Below are 17,001 nucleotides of genomic sequence, written 5' to 3' on the forward strand. Positions count from 1 at the left end.
GATACAGGTGTCTTTTCTGAGGACAATCGAAATAATAAATAAAATTCCTTTGATGATGTACAGAAAAATATTGAATTACAAACACATATTTGATATTCGCAGAAAGGAGGAAGGATTTGATTTTCTACCTGATTTGATCGCCATATCTTGTGTCAAAGAAAAGGCATCTGTATCTGCCTCGGTAACAGTAGAAGCTGTACTTTGTGTTCCGTTGTTCCTATATGCGGCGGTGAGCCTGATCTGGATGCTGGAGCTCAGAAGCATCCAGTCTGCAGTAAGATGCGGACTGCAGAGTGCAGGAAAGCAGGTGGCAGAGAGTTTTGCAGAAATTCCCGTGCTGAACCCGATAAGTCTGCATGCAGATCTTGTAAATGCGGTCGGGAAAGAAAGAATGGATCGAAGTATGATTGTTGGCGGAAGCGGAGGAGTCAGCTGTAAAAGATCCTGGGCGATACCGGGAATGGGAGTGCTGGAACTGACGGCAGAATATGAAGTAGAATTGCCGGTTCCTGTCTTTCATATTCCGGTACTGCATTATAAAGAAAAAATGAGGATGAAGACATGGACCGGTTATGTAAAGACCTACGAAGCAGGAATTGGAGATAATGAGCTTGTATATGTGACAGAAACAGGGATCGTATATCACCGGAATTATCAGTGCACTTATCTGGAACCGTCCGTGCGCAGTGTTGCGAAAACACAGTTAGGGGAACTGAGAAACAGCAGTGGAGGAATTTATCATTTGTGTGAACGGTGTGGATGGATGCCGGGAAATGATGGAAACTGCTATGTCACAGATTACGGGGATCGTTATCATACTTCATTATCATGCAGCGGACTGAAGAGAAAAGTTTATACAGTTCCGCTGTCAGAAGTAAAAGGAAAAGGAGCATGTTCGAAATGTGGTGGAAAATAGCAAAATTGGCAGGATTATTTTTTTTAGGATTCGGAGCAGCACAGGATATAAAATATCAGAAAATCTCGACAGAATATCTGCTTGCAGGAAGCTGTGCGGCGATTCTGTACCGTGCATTATTTGGACGGATGCATTGGAGTGTATGGGTTGCCGGACTGGGATGTGGAATTGTATTTCTCATGATATCGAAATGGTCACAGGAGGGAATAGGGTACGGAGACAGCTGGATGATCCTGAATATGGGTATTTTTCTTGGGATCTGGAATCTGCTTGGAATGCTGATGCTTGCATTTCTTGTGGCTGCGATGGCAGCAGGAGCAGGTCTTTGGAGCGGAAAATGGAAAAGGACGACAAGAATGTCATTTTATCCTTTTCTTCTGATCGGCTATCTGGGGACATTTATATGGTAAAGCTAAAAGGAAGTACAGTAGTTGAGATGGCGTATCTGATGCCGGTAGTATTGCTTTGTTGGATGGCAGTCATTTTCGCACTTTTTTATTACCATGATAAAAATATTATCGGTGGGGCGGCATATGAGACTGCGATTGTCGGAAGTGAAGAATGGCGATGGCAAAAGGAAATAGAAGATGGAAAAATGGAGCAGTATTTTCAGAAAAGAATTGAAAACAAACTGATATTTTTTGATACAGTATCGGTGGAAACTGCGGTAGTAAAAGATGAATTTGAAGTGACAGCAGGAGCGCAAAAGAGAAAAATGCGCGTATCTGTTAAACGCAGTGCGGCACTGACCGTGCCAGAGGAAAAAATACGCAGGAAAAAAGTATTGCAGGAGATTGTAGAAAGGGACCAGGAGGAATGAGAGAAGAGTACGAAAGAGATTTACATCATGCCTGGATGATTCTGGAAACAGATGAGCTATATAAAGAAGATTATCAGATGCGGATGCTGATGGAAAATGCGATTCCCGGACTCTTGTCAGTAAGAGGGCAGGGAAAAGATGATAAAAGCCAGTACCGCTACGAGATCAGTGGGAAGATATCCGTGAAAGCAAAGGGAGAAAAAGAGCACTGGAAATTTGCAGATCTGGAAAATTTTATGAGACAGTTTATCCAGGTGCTTTATGCAGTGAAGAATTATCTGCTGGACGTGAACTGTCTGAGCCTGGATCCGGGACATATTTATGTATCGGATGAAATCTATTACTTTTGTTATTGTCCGGGACTGGAAGGTAATATTCTGGAAAAGTTTCATGAGCTTACAGAGTATTTTGTCAGGGAGACAGATTATGAACAGAAAGAGGCAGTCTATCTGGCATATGAATTACATAAGGCTTCAATGGAAGAAAATTATAATATTGAGTATGCGCTGGAGCGGATACTGGAGAAAAAGGAGAATGAAATGGAGAGTATACAGCCGGAGAAAAAAGCAGGATATGATCTGCAGGAGGAACTGATCCTGGATGACTGGATTGCAGAACAGGAAATGAAAGGGCAGGTTGTAAAGGACAGACAGAGCGTCTGGGGATTTCTGAATCAGCGCCTTCAGAAACGTAGAAAAAAACGGGAATCCCAATGGGATGAGATAATGGCGGATGATTCAGAGGAATAAGTAAGATAGGACATGTTTTTCTTTTTACTACATTTTCCAGTTTATGGAAAGAAGTACTTGTAAAACAATTACGTGTTTTTTATAATAAAAATGATTATGTAATTGGTAACAAAAGCAAAAAAGAAGTGCCTTTTCCACAGGAGGAAGTAACTGTTACTGTTCCGGCGTGAGCTGTGATTGTCCGGTTGACAATGGCAAGACCAAGACCGGTGCCGTCTGGTTTGTAAGTGACAAAAGGATCAAAAATCGTGTCGAGATATTCCGGTGAGATTCCACATCCGGTATCAGATATGGTAATCTGAAGCATTTGATCTTTGAGGATTGCTTCCAGACGGATTGAACCGGCAGACGAAATGGCTTCACGGGCGTTTTTTAAAAGGTTGAGAATCGCTTCATGCAGCTTTAATCTGTCGGCCGTCAGAGATGGAAGATCAGGGGCTATCAGAGAAGAGAATCCAATGTCGGTATCTACGCAGGAGGCGGCAAAGGACAGGCAGATCTGTCCCAAAAAGTCCTGTGCAGAAAACGTGCTCAGATGCAGATGTTCACTGTTATTATAGGCAGACAGCTCCTGCAGCAGAGAGATTGTGTATTCAATGTCTTCGCGAAGCTCTGACCAGTGGCTGAAATCTCTGGTTTCAGGGTGACTGGACTCTATGAGCTGAAAGGTACTGTAGATCAGCGTCAGTGGATTGCGAACTTCATGACTGATCTTGCTGATTGTATATTGCTGTGAATCCAGGAGTTTCTGAAGTAATTCACGAATTTCCGGACTGGAATTCATAAGCTGATGTAACTTTTCATAATCATTTGCAGTAAATGGCATGGTAACGACCATCCTTTCCATGATATAAAGTAGTTGTAGTTTATCATTGAAAGTCTGGTTCGTAAACAAATTCGAGATTAATCGAAGAAAATGTAGAAAGAAGGAAAAAACATGAGGGATGAGAACTGTATTTTTTGTAAAATCGCAAATGGAGAAATTCCATCTGCAACCATATATGAGGATGATGATTTCAGAGTAATTTTGGATCTTGGACCGGCGACAAAGGGACATGCACTGATCCTGCCAAAAGAACATGCGGCAGATATTTATTCTATTGATGAAGAACTGGCAGGAAAAGCATTTAAGCTTGCAAAGAAGATCACAACAAGATTAAAAGATGTACTTGGATGTGACGGCTATAATATCGTACAGAATAACGGGGAAGTGGCCGGTCAGACCGTATTCCATTTCCATATGCATCTGATTCCGAGATATAAAAATGACAAGAGCGGATTCGGCTGGAAACCGGGTAAACTTACAGATGAAGATCGGGATGAAATCCTGGAAAAACTGAAAGAAAAATAAAATAGTGAGGTACTGGAGTGAGTTTTCAGAATAAGAATAAAAAGGAATTCGAGAACGTGTACTATAAAAATAAGTTCAACGTTTATCGGATAGCAATGGATTATTCTGGCAGTCACAAAGAGTCAGCGGAAGAGATATTCCAGGAGGTTTTTCTAAAACTATATACACACTTTGATACAGTGGATGAAGAATACATGGCAGCATGGCTGGTAACAACAACGAAAAATACAGCTATCAATTATATGAAGAAGCGGGCAAGAGAATGTCCGAAGGCAGATATTGAGCTGTTTTCGGATCTGTACTCGAAGGAATATGCGGAAAGTGCAGAGGAGCATGTATTCCACAAAATTTTACAAAAAGAAAAAGTGGGTTATGGATGGACGATTCTGGATGCATTGTACGAAGAAAATGAAAACTGGTACGAAGCAATTACCATGGTTTACTGTCTGGAGAGAAAACAAAAAGATGTGGCTGAATCTATGGGGATCAGTATCCAAGCACTGACGGGTGTACTGTACAGAGCAAGAAAATGGGTAAAGATACATTACAATTCTGATGATTACACAAAATAGCACCGATGGATATGTAAAGAAAACAGGTGTCGTTCCGGCACCTGTTTTTGAACAATGTAAATAACTGTTGTTAAAAAATTATTTGGAAGCAGCATCTTCGATCAGACCGATAATTGTCTTGATCGGATCCTGCTGAGAAGACTGATTCATTGCATTTATGAAGTCTTCACGGGAATCATAAAGCTTGTGGACAGCTGCGAGAAGCTTTTCATCTGTAAGCTCTTCTTCTTCCATAACCATACTGAATCCCTGACGTTCAAAAGAACGGGCATTCAGAATCTGGTCACCACGGCTTGCGTTAGCTGAAAGTGGAATCAGAAGATTTGGTTTGCGAAGAGCAAGCAATTCGCAGATTGCATTTGCACCTGCTCTTGAGATTACAACATCGGCAAGGGCGAAGAGATCTTTCAGTTCATCCTGAATATATTCAAATTGAACATAGCCGTTCAGACCGGTGAGCTTTTCATCGAGCTTGCCTTTACCACAGAGATGAACAACCTGGAAATCTTTTAACAGTTCAGGAAGAATCTTGCGTACTGCATTATTGACTGCGACTGCGCCAAGACTTCCTCCGACGATCAGGATAACTGGTTTTACTTCCTTGAAACCACAGAAAGCGCAGGCTTTTTCTTTATCTCCGGTGAAAAGCTCCTGACGGATAGGGGATCCGGTAAGGACAGCTTTATCCTGAGGAAGGGAACTTAAAGTTTCCGGGAAGTTACAGCATACTTTTGCAGCTGAAGGAATGGAAAGCTTATTAGCCAGTCCCGGAGTCATATCCGATTCGTGAATGATAACAGGAACATGGTTCTTCTTTCCGGCAATAACAACAGGAACACTTACAAATCCACCCTTTGAAAAAATTACATCCGGTTTTAACTGCTTGATCAGACGGTTGGCTTCACTGAAGCCTTTCAGGACGCGGAACGGATCCGTAAAGTTCTGAAGGCTGAAATACCGGCGGAGCTTACCGGAAGAGATACCATGATATGGAATCCCCTGCTGTTCAACCAGCTGCTTTTCCATACCGTTGTAAGAACCGATGTAATGTATGTCATACTGCAGTTCCCGAAGACGGGGAAGCAGTGCAATATTAGGTGTAACATGTCCGGCAGTACCTCCGCCGGTCAGAATGATGCGTTTCATAATAAAAATCCTCCCATTGATGGTGCGAATTAAGATTCGCAGTTGATACAGGCAGAGAGACTGCCCTGATATCATAATATTAAACAGGTGAAGGAAAAAGGTCAAGTTAAAGGGAAAAGAAATCCAAAAGAATGAGGTTTAAAATGGAAAAACATGAAGATAATCTGGATAAGCTTTTAAAAGCTGAACTGGAAAAAGAAGCCGGGGAAATCATGGAAGAAGTGGACTCGGACGAATCACTGCAGGACATTTCCTTTCCAGAAGACCTGGATGAAAAGATGTGGAGTAAAATCCAAGAATATGAAGAACAGCAGAAAGCATATGAAAAACTGTCAGATGCCGACAAGGAGGCAATCCGTCTCGGACGAGAGGTTCAGGCGCTTCGCGGAGGGGAGGATACGAAAGATCATCTTGAGAAAGATGTGGAGAGTGACAGTTATATAGATAATGTTGTGCCAATTGAGCATGTGAAGCATGAAACAGATAATAAAGCAAGTGACGACGGTACGAACGGAGAGACCGGGAAGGAAGCCGGGAAGAAGAAAGTTAAGAAGAGAAAACGGCACTGGAAGGCATATGGAATCGTGGCGATCGTGGCTGTGCTTGCTATGATGTGGAGTATGGTGAGTATTGGTGGGACGCCGTTCTTTGGGAAACTGTGGACGCAGACTATCGGAGATAGGAAGATGACACAGGTAGATACGGAGAGAGAAGATGGGGATAAGAATAAGGTCGATGAATATGATGAATTTCAAGTTTATGAAGAAATAAAGAAAAAAATGGGAGTGGATGTTGTTCGATTTTTGCAAAAATCAGATGATATGATATTGGTGCAAAGTGACATAAATGAGACATTGAAGCGGGCGTGTTTGATTTATAATAATGAAGATAATATTATTGAATATCAAATGATTTTTAATTATAAAGAACAATCTCACGGATATGATATAGAAGATAAAAAAATTAAAGAGGAACAATTTGAAGTAGATGGTAATAATATTGTTATTATTCAATATGAATTGCCAGATGAAGGCAAGGAAAGCGTGGCACAGTTTACTTACAAAGATGTTTTTTATACAATTAATACGACAATGGATGAAAAAAGTTTTAAAGAACTTTTAAAAACTTTATATTTTTTTTAAATATGGCGTGAGTTTTTTCTCTCTCGATTGTTAATATAGTGTAGAGAGGAGGCGAAAGGTGAAAAAAAGTAAAATTTTGTCGCTGATTTTGACAATGGTCATGGTTTGTACATTGTTTATCAGTACGCAAGGAGTTGTAAAGGCATCGGATGTACCGAAGTGTATTGATGGTTCTTATTTGACAAATGATGATTCCTCAGAAGTAACAGTTGGATCAATGAGTAGAGGCATATATTTGAAAAGTGGATCATCAACAATTACTAAAGTAGGACCAGGAAAAATCGGTGCGGGAGGAAACACGGTAGGGCAGAAAACGGTTTCCAAGATTACGGTTAGTGTAACTGTGGAGCGATTATTGAATGGAAAATGGGCTTATTATACTTCATGGTCAGAAACAAATTATAATTCAGTTTATGTAAGTACTAGTAAGACATTATCTGTACCAACTGGATATTATTATCGTGTAGGCTGTGTACATTACGCAAACTCAGATGTAAGCGATTCATTCACCAACGGCATTTACATCTAAAAATCACAAACCAACAACATCCCAACCCCTTACCCACCCTAACTCATCCCGCACTACCAAAAAAATATTTTTTATAAAATATTCATACGACTATCAACCGGTGCGGCAGTTAGCGAAAGTAAGGACAAGGGAACAATATGAGGGAGGGAGATGGGAAGATTCCTTTTAACACCTGTCTGAATTGCAGGTTGATAAAGTTCAACATCTCCGGTCTTGCAGACTGACAAGAGGGCGAACAGGACTGTAAAGGCCACAACTAATAAACGTATTTTCTGATTGGACAGAAAGCATATGACCAAATAATACAACCCGGTCGCGAAATATGTGAGTATGGAATATCAGAGCAAGCAAGAAGCCTAACTAATGTTAAACTGAATTAGACCAAAACAAGCAGGTCGGGATAATTCCTGACCTGCTTGTTTTGACACAAAATTGCGAAAAAATTATTTGATTACTGGTTATTGCTTAAATATTCTTTTAAAGCAAGTGAAAGCTGATCCGGGCAGGATGTTGCTTTGTATCCGCATTTGATACCTTCGATACGTGAAATTGCTTCGTGAATATCCATTCCTTCAACGAGGCGCCCGATGCCCTGTAAGTTACCGTTACATCCGCCTGTGAACTCAACATTATGAATACGTCCAGCTTCGTCTACTTCTAAGTGAATATTCTTAGAACAGACGCCGTGTGGTGTAAATTCCATGAGTATAGTCCTCCTTTATATTTATATTATTATTGTGCCTTATAAAATTGCTTCAATGATTATAACACAGCCTTATAAGAAAATGCTAGTGCATATTATAAGAAATCTGATATAATAGCTATTGTAATTTTGAAGGGAAATCTATAGATATAGATAAAAACAATATGTAAGAAAAACGGAGGATTTTCAAATGATAGGAATTATCGGAGCAATGGATGAAGAGGTTGCAATCTTAAAGGAATCGATGGAAGTTCAGGATACGATGGAACGTGCCGGAATGACTTTTGTCAAAGGTATTATGAGTGGCAAGGAAGTTGTAGTTGTAAGAAGTGGTATCGGAAAAGTCAACATGGGAATCTGCGCACAGATTCTGATTGACTGTTTTGGTGTGGATACGCTGATCAATACAGGTGTGGCAGGTTCTCTGGATGCAGATATCAACATCGGGGATATCGTGATTTCTACAGATGCAGTTCAGCACGACATGGATGTAAGTATGCTTGGCGATCCGGTAGGACAGATTCCGAGAATGGATACCTTTTCTTTCCCGGCAGATGAGAAACTTGTGAAGCTGGCAGTGGAAGTAAACAAAGAAGTGAATCCGGACATTCAGACATTTACCGGAAGAGTGCTCAGTGGAGATCAGTTTATTTCTGGCAAGGAAAAGAAGGAATATCTGGTAAAGACATTTGATGGAAAGTGTGCGGAGATGGAAGGCGCAGCAATGGCGCAGACCGCATATCTGAATAAAGTTTCGTATGTCATTATTCGTGCAATTTCGGACAAAGCTGACAACAGTGCAACGATGGATTATCCGGAGTTTGTGAAGATGGCAATCACCCATTATGTAGGGCTTGTCAAAGGTCTTGTAGAAAGAATGTAATGCGTAAGGCAGCAAAGTAAAACAGAAAAGCAGCGTCATTTTCCAGACAGGATGTCGGATTGTGGCGAACGATTAGGGAATCCAAATTCGGAGGTTTACGGTATAATGACGGTAAATCTAAGAAGGAGGATTCTTTTTATGTTGGAAATGTTCGTGGTGAGAGAAACGGTATTTTTTCTGACGGGAGTGATGATCGGGATCGGCGCGATTGCAAGACTGATTACCGGGATTTCACTGAAAAAGCTGGTAAGAGCAGCAAGTAACATGAGCAAAAGCAATCATCCGCTGATGCGGCTTGTAAGGGCAAAATTTGAGCATGGGTGTATGGTGAGTGATAAAGTACAGAATGTTGGTGCATTTGTAGAGAAATATTTGTATGAATACCGGGTGCTTGGCGTGAGGCTGCATACCTGGAGGCAGTGGGCGAAGGGGAGCATCTGGATCTGCCTTATCTTTGGAGCCACAGGAACAGCGCTTGCTTATGCAGCGGGGGAGAGGGAACAGGGACTTTACAGATATGGTATTTTGGGCGGTATGGGAGCTTTGGCGCTCTTTTTACTCCGGATGCTTGCGGATGATGCCTATCAGCTGGAGGCAGCGAAAACCTATATGGTAGATTTTCTGGAAAATACATATGCTCATCGCTATGAGAAGACCAATCAGAAAGAAATCCAGGTTACAGTTCAGAGAGCGGATGAGATTCCGGAGAAAATGGATGCAGAGGAAAATGAAGCGGCGCATTCTGGTCAGGTGCAAAGACCATTTTCAGAAGAAACCGTGCCAGCAAGCGCAGCTACGGTAAATGCGGTTTCTGCGAACGAAAAACGGTATACAGAAGATGGACAAATGCAGCAGACCGTGCAGACAGTAGCAAAAGTGGGACAGGCGAATGCAAATCAGGCTGATGAAATGCGGACGCAGCAGCCTGGAGCACGGATGGAAGATACAGCCGGTTCCCGATTTAAGCAGGAAGATACCGGCGAAAAGCTGGAACCGACAAAAGAGGCAAGAATCCGGGAAATTCTGGAAGAATTCCTTGCCTGACTGGTGTGGATAATCGCAAGTTAAGTGAAATCTGTCCAGTATATAAAAAAGTCTTTTTCGGGTAAAAAATGATTTAAAAATATAAAATACCGATATGTGGAAAAGCTGATTCCAGATATCGGTATTTCTATTATTATCGGGCAGGTGGTACACTTTTGCAGTTCACCGTTTTACAGAAAAAACACAGAATGAACACAGATTGCCCCCAGAAGTTTCACAAATCATCCGTATAATTGAAAAACATGAAATTTTGTAGTCAGGAGGAACAACATTGATTGAGGTAAAAAATCTTGTAAAGAAATACGGCTCACATCTGGCTGTAGATCATTTGAATTTTACTGTAGATACCGGGCAGATCTATGGATTTTTAGGACCGAACGGTGCCGGAAAGTCCACAACGATGAATATTATGACCGGCTATCTTGGCGCCACAGAAGGTGAAGTGCTGATCAACGGGCACAATATACTGGAGGAACCGGAGGCAGCAAAAAAATGTATTGGTTATCTGCCTGAGATGCCACCGCTTTACACGGATATGAAGGTGAATGAATACCTGAGGTTCGTAGCGGAATTGAAGAAGATCCCGAAAAAGGAACGGCAAGAGCAGATTGAGAAGGTCATGCTGATGGTGAAGATCATGGATGTACAGGACCGGCTGATCAAGAACCTGTCCAAAGGTTATAAGCAGAGAGTCGGACTTGCGCAGGCAATCCTTGGATTCCCGGAGATCATCATTCTGGATGAACCGACGGTCGGACTGGATCCGAAGCAGATCATTGAGATCCGTGAACTGATCCGAGAGCTTGCAAAAGAGCATACCGTGATCCTGAGCTCACACATTCTGGCAGAGATCCAGGAAGTCTGCGATTATATTATGATCATTTCCAAAGGGAAACTGGTGGCAAGTGATACACCGGAGAATCTGGAAAAGCTTCTGACGAATCAGCAGACTGTGGAAATCCTGGCAAAGGGAAATGAAGATACGGTACGGAAAGTCATCGGCACAATCGGTAATGTGCAGAAGGCATCCGTGGAACACGGAAAAGAAGAAGGAACGGTAAAAGCGAGTCTGTTCCCGAAGGATGGAAAAGATATCAGGGAAACAGTATTTATGGCATTTGCACAGGAGGGCTGCCCGTTACTTATGTTGTATCACAGCCGCACGACGTTGGAGGATGTCTTCCTGGAGCTGACGCAGGGAAGCACACCTGCAGCAGCAAAAGCGATGAAAGACGGCGAAAAGAAAGACCGGATGGTAAAGCGGCGCAAGAAAAATGCGCAGGAAGAGGCAGAAGAGAACGAGCTGACTGAGAGGGATGAAGAGCCGGAAGAAAATGCCGTTCCGACAAGTGAGGATGAAAAGGAGGATCTCGAAAATGACAGCAATTTATAAACGAGAATTAAAATCCTATTTTCAATCAATGACAGGCTATGTCCTGATCGCATTCCTTGTGATCTTCACGGGAATCTATTTTATGGCGTACAACTTAAATTCGGGATATCCCTATTTTTCATATGTTCTGATGAATATCAACTACGTGTTGATCATCATTATCCCGATGCTCACCATGCGTTCCTTTGCGGAGGAACGGAAGAACAAGACAGACCAGCTTCTGCTTGCCGCACCGGTAAAATTATTTGATATCGTGATGGGGAAATACCTTGCGATGGTGACGGTATTTGCGGTACCGTGCCTGATTTTTTGCATTTTCCCAATTATCATTAAGAGCTTTGGAACGGCGTATCTGAAGGTGGATTATCTGTCGATCCTGATGTTCTTCCTGCTCGGATGCGTGTATCTGGCAATCGGAATGTTTCTTTCGTCACTCACAGAAAGTCAGATCATTGCGGCAGTAACAACCTTTGGCGTTTTGCTTCTGATCTATCTCTGGGGAGGACTGATCAATTTCCTCCCGACATCAGCTACAAGCGGCATGATCGGTATTGTGGTATTCGTTACCATTGCGGCGCTGATCATTTACCGGATGACGGGAAACTGGATGATCGCAGGAATTATCGAAGCGATCGGAGTTGTTGCGGTTGTGATCGTAAGCTTTGTAAAATCTTCATTATTTGAAAATATTTTGGTCAACATCATGAAGAAGCTGTATCTTGCAGATGTATTTGACAACGTAGCATATAACAAGCTTTTCGATGTGAGTGGGCTGATCCTGTATCTGAGTGTGGCAGGTGTATTTATCTTCCTGACCATGCAGTCCATTCAGAAAAGACGTTGGAGTTAGGAGGGAGAAGACATGGAAAAAATCAAAAAAATGTTCAGCAGCAAGTCCTCCCGGAACGGAACTTACAGCGTAGGGCTTGCAGTGATCGTGATTGCAATCGCGATCGTGATCAATCTGGTGGCAGGACAGCTTCCGGAAAAAGTAAGAAATATTGATATCAGCAGCAACAATCTGTACGATATCAGCAGTGTGTCCACAAAAATGCTGAAGAAGCTGGATAAAAAAGTAGATTTGAAAGTGATCGCAGAACAGGATTCTGTGGATACCAGGATCAAGACTTTTGTGAAAAAATATGCGGCGCTTTCCGGCAAAGTAAAAGTGGAATGGGTGGACAGCGTACTGCATCCGTCCGTTCTTCAGAAATATAATACCGATGGGAATGTAATCGTTGTGTCCTGTGATGCAACCGGAAAGTCTACAACGATTTCATTTTCAGATATTATCCAGTCGGATTATTATTCTTATTATACGACCGGAAGTGCCAGCGAAAGTTCTTTCGACGGAGAAGGACAGCTTACCAGTGCGATCAATTATGTAACCAGCGAGGAAACAAGCAAGATTTACCGGACCAGTGGTCACGGAGAAGCGACATTTTCAAGTTCGGTAAGTGATCTGCTTACTAAGAATAATCTGGAGACGGAAGAAATCAACCTGAGTATGAGTCCGGAAATCCCGGATGACTGTGACCTGTTGTTCCTCTATGCACCGACATCGGATATTACAGATGATGAAAAGACAATTATTGAGAAATATCTGAGTGACGGCGGAAAGGTTTATCTGATCCTTGGAGATACGACTTCAGACACACCAAATCTGGACGGAATTATGTCAGATTATGGACTGAAAAAAGTCAGCGGTTATATTGCAGATACCCAGAGATGCTACCAGGGAAATTATTATGCAATCTTCCCACAGCTTTCTCTGAGTGGTGACCTGGGAAGCGGCATCAGCAATCAGATGGTACTTCTACTGAATTCACCTGGTATGGAGAAAACAGATACGGATAATGATAATCTGACGGTTACTCCATTTATGCAGACATCAGACAGTGGATATGCAGTGACAGAAAATGACCAGACACAGGGACAGTATATCCTGGGAGCCGTTTCTACCAATGCGATTTCTGGGGATTCTTCAGATTCGGACAGCGAGGATGAAGACGATAAGAGTGATGCAACGGATACAGACACAAAGACGGCAAGACTTACGGTGCTTGCTTCTGCATCTATGATCAGCTCGGATATCACAGATCAGCTGACGACACTGGATAACCTGACTTTGTTTGTAAATTCAGTGACAGAGAATTTTGATAATGTAAACAATGTTGCGATTGAAGCGAAGAGTCTTTCGACTGAGACCAACACATCGATGCATGCAGGTGCATTCAGCATCCTTGTGATCTTTATTATTCCGCTTGCAATTCTGATCCTTGGATTTGTGATCTGGATGAGAAGACGGAAAGCGTAAGAGGCAGGAGGAAAAAAGATGGAGAAAAAAACAAGGACAATAGGAATCCTTCTGCTCGTACTGCTTGTTCTGCTCATTACATTTTTCGGGCTGAAAAAATGGAATACATCTAAGTCAGAGGCAGAAGAGAAGAAAAAAGAAAATGCAGTGGTGCATATTTTTGAGACAGATTCGCTGGAGTCGATCGAGTATAAAGAAGCATCTGGGGAAGAAATGTCCTTTGTAAAAGAGGATGATACCTGGGAGTATGCGCCGGACACCACGATCGCACTGACGGAGAGCAGTATGCAAAATATGGAAGATGCATTTTCGGATATTCGGGCGGTAAAAGAGATCAAGAATCCGGATGGCCTTTCAGACTATGGATTTGATTCACCGGAATATAATCTTACGCTGACCGGAAAGGATGGCGAGGCACATAAATTTCTAATCGGGAATGCTTCCGGAGAAAATTATTATTTCATGGAAGATGGAACAGAAAAAGTGTACACGGTATCGACAGATCTGATTTCGGAAATGGTATGGCAGCTTGCAGATGTTGCTGAAAAGGACAGCTTTGTAACAGTTACATCTGATAACTTTGTAAAAGAGACTGTGACAAAACCGGGTGACGAGGTAAAAACCTACGAAGCGGACAATGAGGATCAGGAAGATACTGTCACAAGTATTATGACAGCACTTTCCGGATTCTATTTTACAGATTGTGCAGATTATCATGTGACGGACGCGACGCTTGGCAATTACGGGCTTGCGGAAAATCAGCGGACGAAGGTGGAGCTGACTTACAAGGATACGTCGGATGATGATAAGGAAAAGACAGTTACATTCTATGTGGGAAGCAAGGACGACAGTGCGACCTACTATTATGTACAGATGGACGGTTCACAAAGAGTAAGCCGGGTACTGATCGATACGGTAGAGAAAGCGCTTGGATGGAAAGTGGACAGTAGTGCAGAGTAGAAGAATACAAAGAGAAAATTAAATAAATCTGCTAAGAAAGGAAAAGGGATGATGTCTTTCAGGAAAGGACAGAGTCCCTTTTTTGAGTGTATGTTTTACAAATTTATCCGCAGGAATCATTGACGCTGAAAAACCAACAGTGATACTATACAGATAATACGGAAAAATGAACGTTATACAATATGGAATGAGGAGAAACGATATGCCAATCATATACAATGAAAAAACAAGAGAGTTTCATCTTTACAACCAGGAGATCAGCTATATCATCAAGATCCTTGACAACGACCAGCCGGGACAGCTCTACTATGGAAAACGCCTGACACATAAAGAAGATTTCAGCCATCTTTTTGAATATGCGATGCGTGATATGTCACCGTATGCTTTCGAGGGAAATTCTACATTCTCACTGGAGAATATCAAGCAGGAGTATCCGACTTTCGGCTGCGGAGACATGCGTTTTCCGGCATATGAGATCGAGCGGGAGAACGGAAGCAATGTAGTCGAGTTTGTATATAAAGAGCATAAAATTTATAATGGCAAACCAAAGCTTGAAGGACTTCCGGCGACTTATGTAGAAAGTGATGATGAGGCGCAGACTCTGGAACTGGTTCTGGAGGATACAAGTATCAATACAAGAATTGTCCTTTTATATACGATCTATGAAGCATTTCCGGTGATCGCGAGAAGTGTACGTTTTGAATGTGATTCTGATGAAAAAATCACACTTCTTTCTGCAATGAGCGCCTGTATGGATCTGCCGGACAAGGATTATGAGATGATCGATCTTGCCGGTGTGTGGGCGAGAGAGCGCCATGTGAGAAGACATAAGCTGGATTACGGTATCCAGAGTATTTACAGTATGCGCGGATGCAGCAGCTACCAGTTCAATCCGTTCCTTGCACTTGCGCGTGAAAATGCAGACGAGTTCCAGGGGCAGGTCTACGGTTTCAGTCTGGTTTACAGCGGAAATTTCCTTGCACAGACAGAGGTAGACAATTATGATACCGCCCGTGTGCTGATGGGAATCCATCCAAATGGATTTAAGTGGACACTTGGAAAAGGCGAATCCTTCCAGACACCGGAGATGGTAATGGTATATTCGGAAGCTGGACTTAACGGAATGAGCCAGACCTTTCACAAGCTGTACCGCACACGTCTGGCAAGGGGAACCTGGAGAGATAAGGTTCGCCCGATCCTGATCAACAGCTGGGAAGCATTTTATTTTGATTTTGATGCGCCAAAGCTTCTGGGACTTGCGGATGCGGCAGCAGATCTTGGAATGGAGCTTTTTGTATTGGATGATGGATGGTTTGGAAAGAGAGATGACAGTACTTCTTCCCTTGGCGACTGGTATCCGAATGAGGAAAAGCTGAAAGGAACGTTAAAGGAGTTGGCAGAAAAGATCAATGCCAAAGGTTTAAAATTCGGGCTCTGGATTGAACCGGAGATGACGAACAAAGACAGTGATCTGTACAGGGCGCATCCGGACTGGCTTCTTGCAGAACAGGGCAAGCGGATCTGCCACAGCCGGACACAGTATGTACTGGATTTTTCTAAGAAAGAGGTACGTGAATATATCGGGGACATGCTGGAAAATCTTCTTGCAGAAGTGCCGGTATCTTATATCAAATGGGATATGAACCGTACATTTTCAGAGGTGTTCTCCAATGGAAATGACAGAGAGTATCAGGGAAAGGTCTGCCACAAATATATCCTTGGTGTGTATGAACTGTATGAGCGCCTGACCAGCCGTTTTCCGCATGTATTGTTTGAATCCTGTGCAAGTGGTGGGGCAAGATTTGATCCGGGAATGCTTTACTACGCACCGCAGGGATGGACTTCGGATGATACTGACGCAATCGAACGTCTGAAAATCCAGTATGGAACTTCAATGGTTTATCCGGTAAGCTGCATGGGGAGCCATGTATCAGCTTCACCGAACCATCAGACAAACCGTGTGACACCGATCGAGACAAGAGCAGATGTGGCTTACTTTGGAACTTTTGGATATGAGCTTGACCTTTTAAAGCTTGGCGAGGAAGATAAGGCAGAAATCCGCCGTCAGATCGCATTTATGAAGGAGAAGAGAGATCTGATCCAGAAAGGAACTTTCTATCGACTGAAGAGTCCGTTTGAGGGAAATGAGACCGCATGGATGATCGTATCGGAGGATCAGAAGAAGGCGCTGGTCGGTTATTACCGGGTAATGCAGCCGGTCAATGTTGGATTTAAGAGACTGAAGCTGAAAGGGCTGAAAGAAGATATCTGTTATAAGGTCAGCGGATATGATTATGACTGCTATGGCGATGAGCTGATGCAAGTCGGAATGATCCTGTCCGATTCTGCGTCCGGTGTATGGAAGAAGGGCGTGAATGATAAGGGAGATTTCCAGGCGAAAGTGTTTGAGATTGTGGCTGTGTAAGCCGGAATATATGGAAAGGACGAAATGGGAGAACCGTTTCGTCCTCTTGCG

General features: G+C 42.7%; 18 protein-coding genes. 15 read left to right on the forward strand and 3 right to left on the reverse strand.

The window, feature by feature from the left end:
• Positions 1–7 precede the first annotated feature (7 nt).
• Genes PGQ33_RS13120 through PGQ33_RS13135 form a run of 4 tightly spaced genes read left to right on the forward strand, consistent with a single transcriptional unit; the run spans position 8 to position 2,485 of the window.
• Positions 8–916 carry a hypothetical protein gene (locus PGQ33_RS13120; protein ID WP_008374202.1) on the forward strand — a complete coding sequence of 303 codons (909 nt, stop codon included), beginning with the start codon at positions 8–10 and terminating at the stop codon, positions 914–916.
• A complete protein-coding gene (locus PGQ33_RS13125; RefSeq protein ID WP_049938189.1) occupies positions 901–1,326 on the forward strand; it encodes a prepilin peptidase in 426 nt (141 codons plus the stop codon). Before PGQ33_RS13120 ends, PGQ33_RS13125 begins: the two co-directional genes overlap by 16 nt.
• The gene (locus PGQ33_RS13130; RefSeq protein ID WP_117559394.1) at positions 1,320–1,736 is read left to right on the forward strand and encodes a TadE family protein; all 417 of its coding nucleotides are present in this window, start codon (positions 1,320–1,322) and stop codon (positions 1,734–1,736) included. The genes PGQ33_RS13125 and PGQ33_RS13130 overlap by 7 nt, the downstream gene beginning before the upstream one ends.
• Positions 1,733–2,485: a DUF6382 domain-containing protein gene (locus PGQ33_RS13135; RefSeq protein ID WP_008374199.1), complete on the forward strand. Its 753-nt coding sequence runs from the start codon at positions 1,733–1,735 to the stop codon at positions 2,483–2,485. Before PGQ33_RS13130 ends, PGQ33_RS13135 begins: the two co-directional genes overlap by 4 nt.
• 94 nt (positions 2,486–2,579) lie before the next feature.
• Here the strand turns inward: PGQ33_RS13135 and PGQ33_RS13140 are convergent, their stop codons facing one another.
• Positions 2,580–3,311: a sensor histidine kinase gene (locus tag PGQ33_RS13140; protein ID WP_270205862.1), complete on the reverse strand. Its 732-nt coding sequence runs from the start codon at positions 3,309–3,311 to the stop codon at positions 2,580–2,582.
• A 111-nt stretch (positions 3,312–3,422) separates the two neighbouring features.
• On the opposite strand from PGQ33_RS13140, the gene PGQ33_RS13145 reads away from it, so the two are divergent.
• Positions 3,423–3,836, forward strand: coding sequence for an HIT family protein (locus PGQ33_RS13145; RefSeq protein ID WP_008374196.1), 414 nt, complete (start codon positions 3,423–3,425; stop codon positions 3,834–3,836).
• Between the two features lie 17 nt (positions 3,837–3,853).
• Positions 3,854–4,408, forward strand: a complete 555-nt coding sequence (locus PGQ33_RS13150; protein WP_173686103.1) for an RNA polymerase sigma factor — start codon at positions 3,854–3,856, stop codon at positions 4,406–4,408.
• A 78-nt stretch (positions 4,409–4,486) separates the two neighbouring features.
• Here the strand turns inward: PGQ33_RS13150 and PGQ33_RS13155 are convergent, their stop codons facing one another.
• Positions 4,487–5,554 carry an undecaprenyldiphospho-muramoylpentapeptide beta-N-acetylglucosaminyltransferase gene (locus PGQ33_RS13155; protein WP_195502276.1) on the reverse strand — a complete coding sequence of 356 codons (1,068 nt, stop codon included), beginning with the start codon at positions 5,552–5,554 and terminating at the stop codon, positions 4,487–4,489.
• A gap of 143 nt (positions 5,555–5,697) precedes the next feature.
• Between PGQ33_RS13155 and PGQ33_RS13160 the strand changes: the two genes are divergently transcribed.
• A complete protein-coding gene (locus PGQ33_RS13160) occupies positions 5,698–6,696 on the forward strand; it encodes a DUF4367 domain-containing protein (protein WP_270205863.1) in 999 nt (332 codons plus the stop codon).
• A 58-nt stretch (positions 6,697–6,754) separates the two neighbouring features.
• Positions 6,755–7,225, forward strand: a complete 471-nt coding sequence (locus PGQ33_RS13165; RefSeq protein WP_270205864.1) for a DUF6147 family protein — start codon at positions 6,755–6,757, stop codon at positions 7,223–7,225.
• 451 nt (positions 7,226–7,676) lie between these two features.
• Here the strand turns inward: PGQ33_RS13165 and PGQ33_RS13170 are convergent, their stop codons facing one another.
• Complete coding sequence (locus PGQ33_RS13170; RefSeq protein WP_008374186.1) at positions 7,677–7,928, reverse strand: TIGR03905 family TSCPD domain-containing protein; 252 nt, start codon at positions 7,926–7,928, stop codon at positions 7,677–7,679.
• A 190-nt stretch (positions 7,929–8,118) separates the two neighbouring features.
• On the opposite strand from PGQ33_RS13170, the gene PGQ33_RS13175 reads away from it, so the two are divergent.
• The 7 genes from PGQ33_RS13175 (at position 8,119) to PGQ33_RS13205 (ending at position 16,950) form a co-directional block, all read left to right on the forward strand.
• Positions 8,119–8,811, forward strand: a complete 693-nt coding sequence (locus tag PGQ33_RS13175; protein WP_008374185.1) for a 5'-methylthioadenosine/adenosylhomocysteine nucleosidase — start codon at positions 8,119–8,121, stop codon at positions 8,809–8,811.
• A 138-nt stretch (positions 8,812–8,949) separates the two neighbouring features.
• Positions 8,950–9,855, forward strand: coding sequence for a hypothetical protein (locus tag PGQ33_RS13180; RefSeq protein ID WP_270205865.1), 906 nt, complete (start codon positions 8,950–8,952; stop codon positions 9,853–9,855).
• A 271-nt stretch (positions 9,856–10,126) separates the two neighbouring features.
• Positions 10,127–11,248 carry an ABC transporter ATP-binding protein gene (locus tag PGQ33_RS13185; RefSeq protein WP_270205866.1) on the forward strand — a complete coding sequence of 374 codons (1,122 nt, stop codon included), beginning with the start codon at positions 10,127–10,129 and terminating at the stop codon, positions 11,246–11,248.
• The gene (locus tag PGQ33_RS13190) at positions 11,232–12,098 is read left to right on the forward strand and encodes an ABC transporter permease (protein WP_270205867.1); all 867 of its coding nucleotides are present in this window, start codon (positions 11,232–11,234) and stop codon (positions 12,096–12,098) included. Before PGQ33_RS13185 ends, PGQ33_RS13190 begins: the two co-directional genes overlap by 17 nt.
• A 12-nt stretch (positions 12,099–12,110) precedes the next feature.
• Positions 12,111–13,565 carry a Gldg family protein gene (locus tag PGQ33_RS13195; protein WP_270205868.1) on the forward strand — a complete coding sequence of 485 codons (1,455 nt, stop codon included), beginning with the start codon at positions 12,111–12,113 and terminating at the stop codon, positions 13,563–13,565.
• Between the two features lie 18 nt (positions 13,566–13,583).
• Complete coding sequence (locus PGQ33_RS13200; protein WP_270205869.1) at positions 13,584–14,525, forward strand: DUF4340 domain-containing protein; 942 nt, start codon at positions 13,584–13,586, stop codon at positions 14,523–14,525.
• 202 nt (positions 14,526–14,727) lie between these two features.
• Positions 14,728–16,950, forward strand: a complete 2,223-nt coding sequence (locus tag PGQ33_RS13205) for an alpha-galactosidase (RefSeq protein WP_270205870.1) — start codon at positions 14,728–14,730, stop codon at positions 16,948–16,950.
• Positions 16,951–17,001: the final 51 nt, after the last annotated feature.

Source organism: Coprococcus sp. AM100_B19A, assembly GCF_027662015.1.
Taxonomy (GTDB): Bacteria; Bacillota; Clostridia; order Lachnospirales; family Lachnospiraceae; genus Allocoprococcus; species Allocoprococcus comes.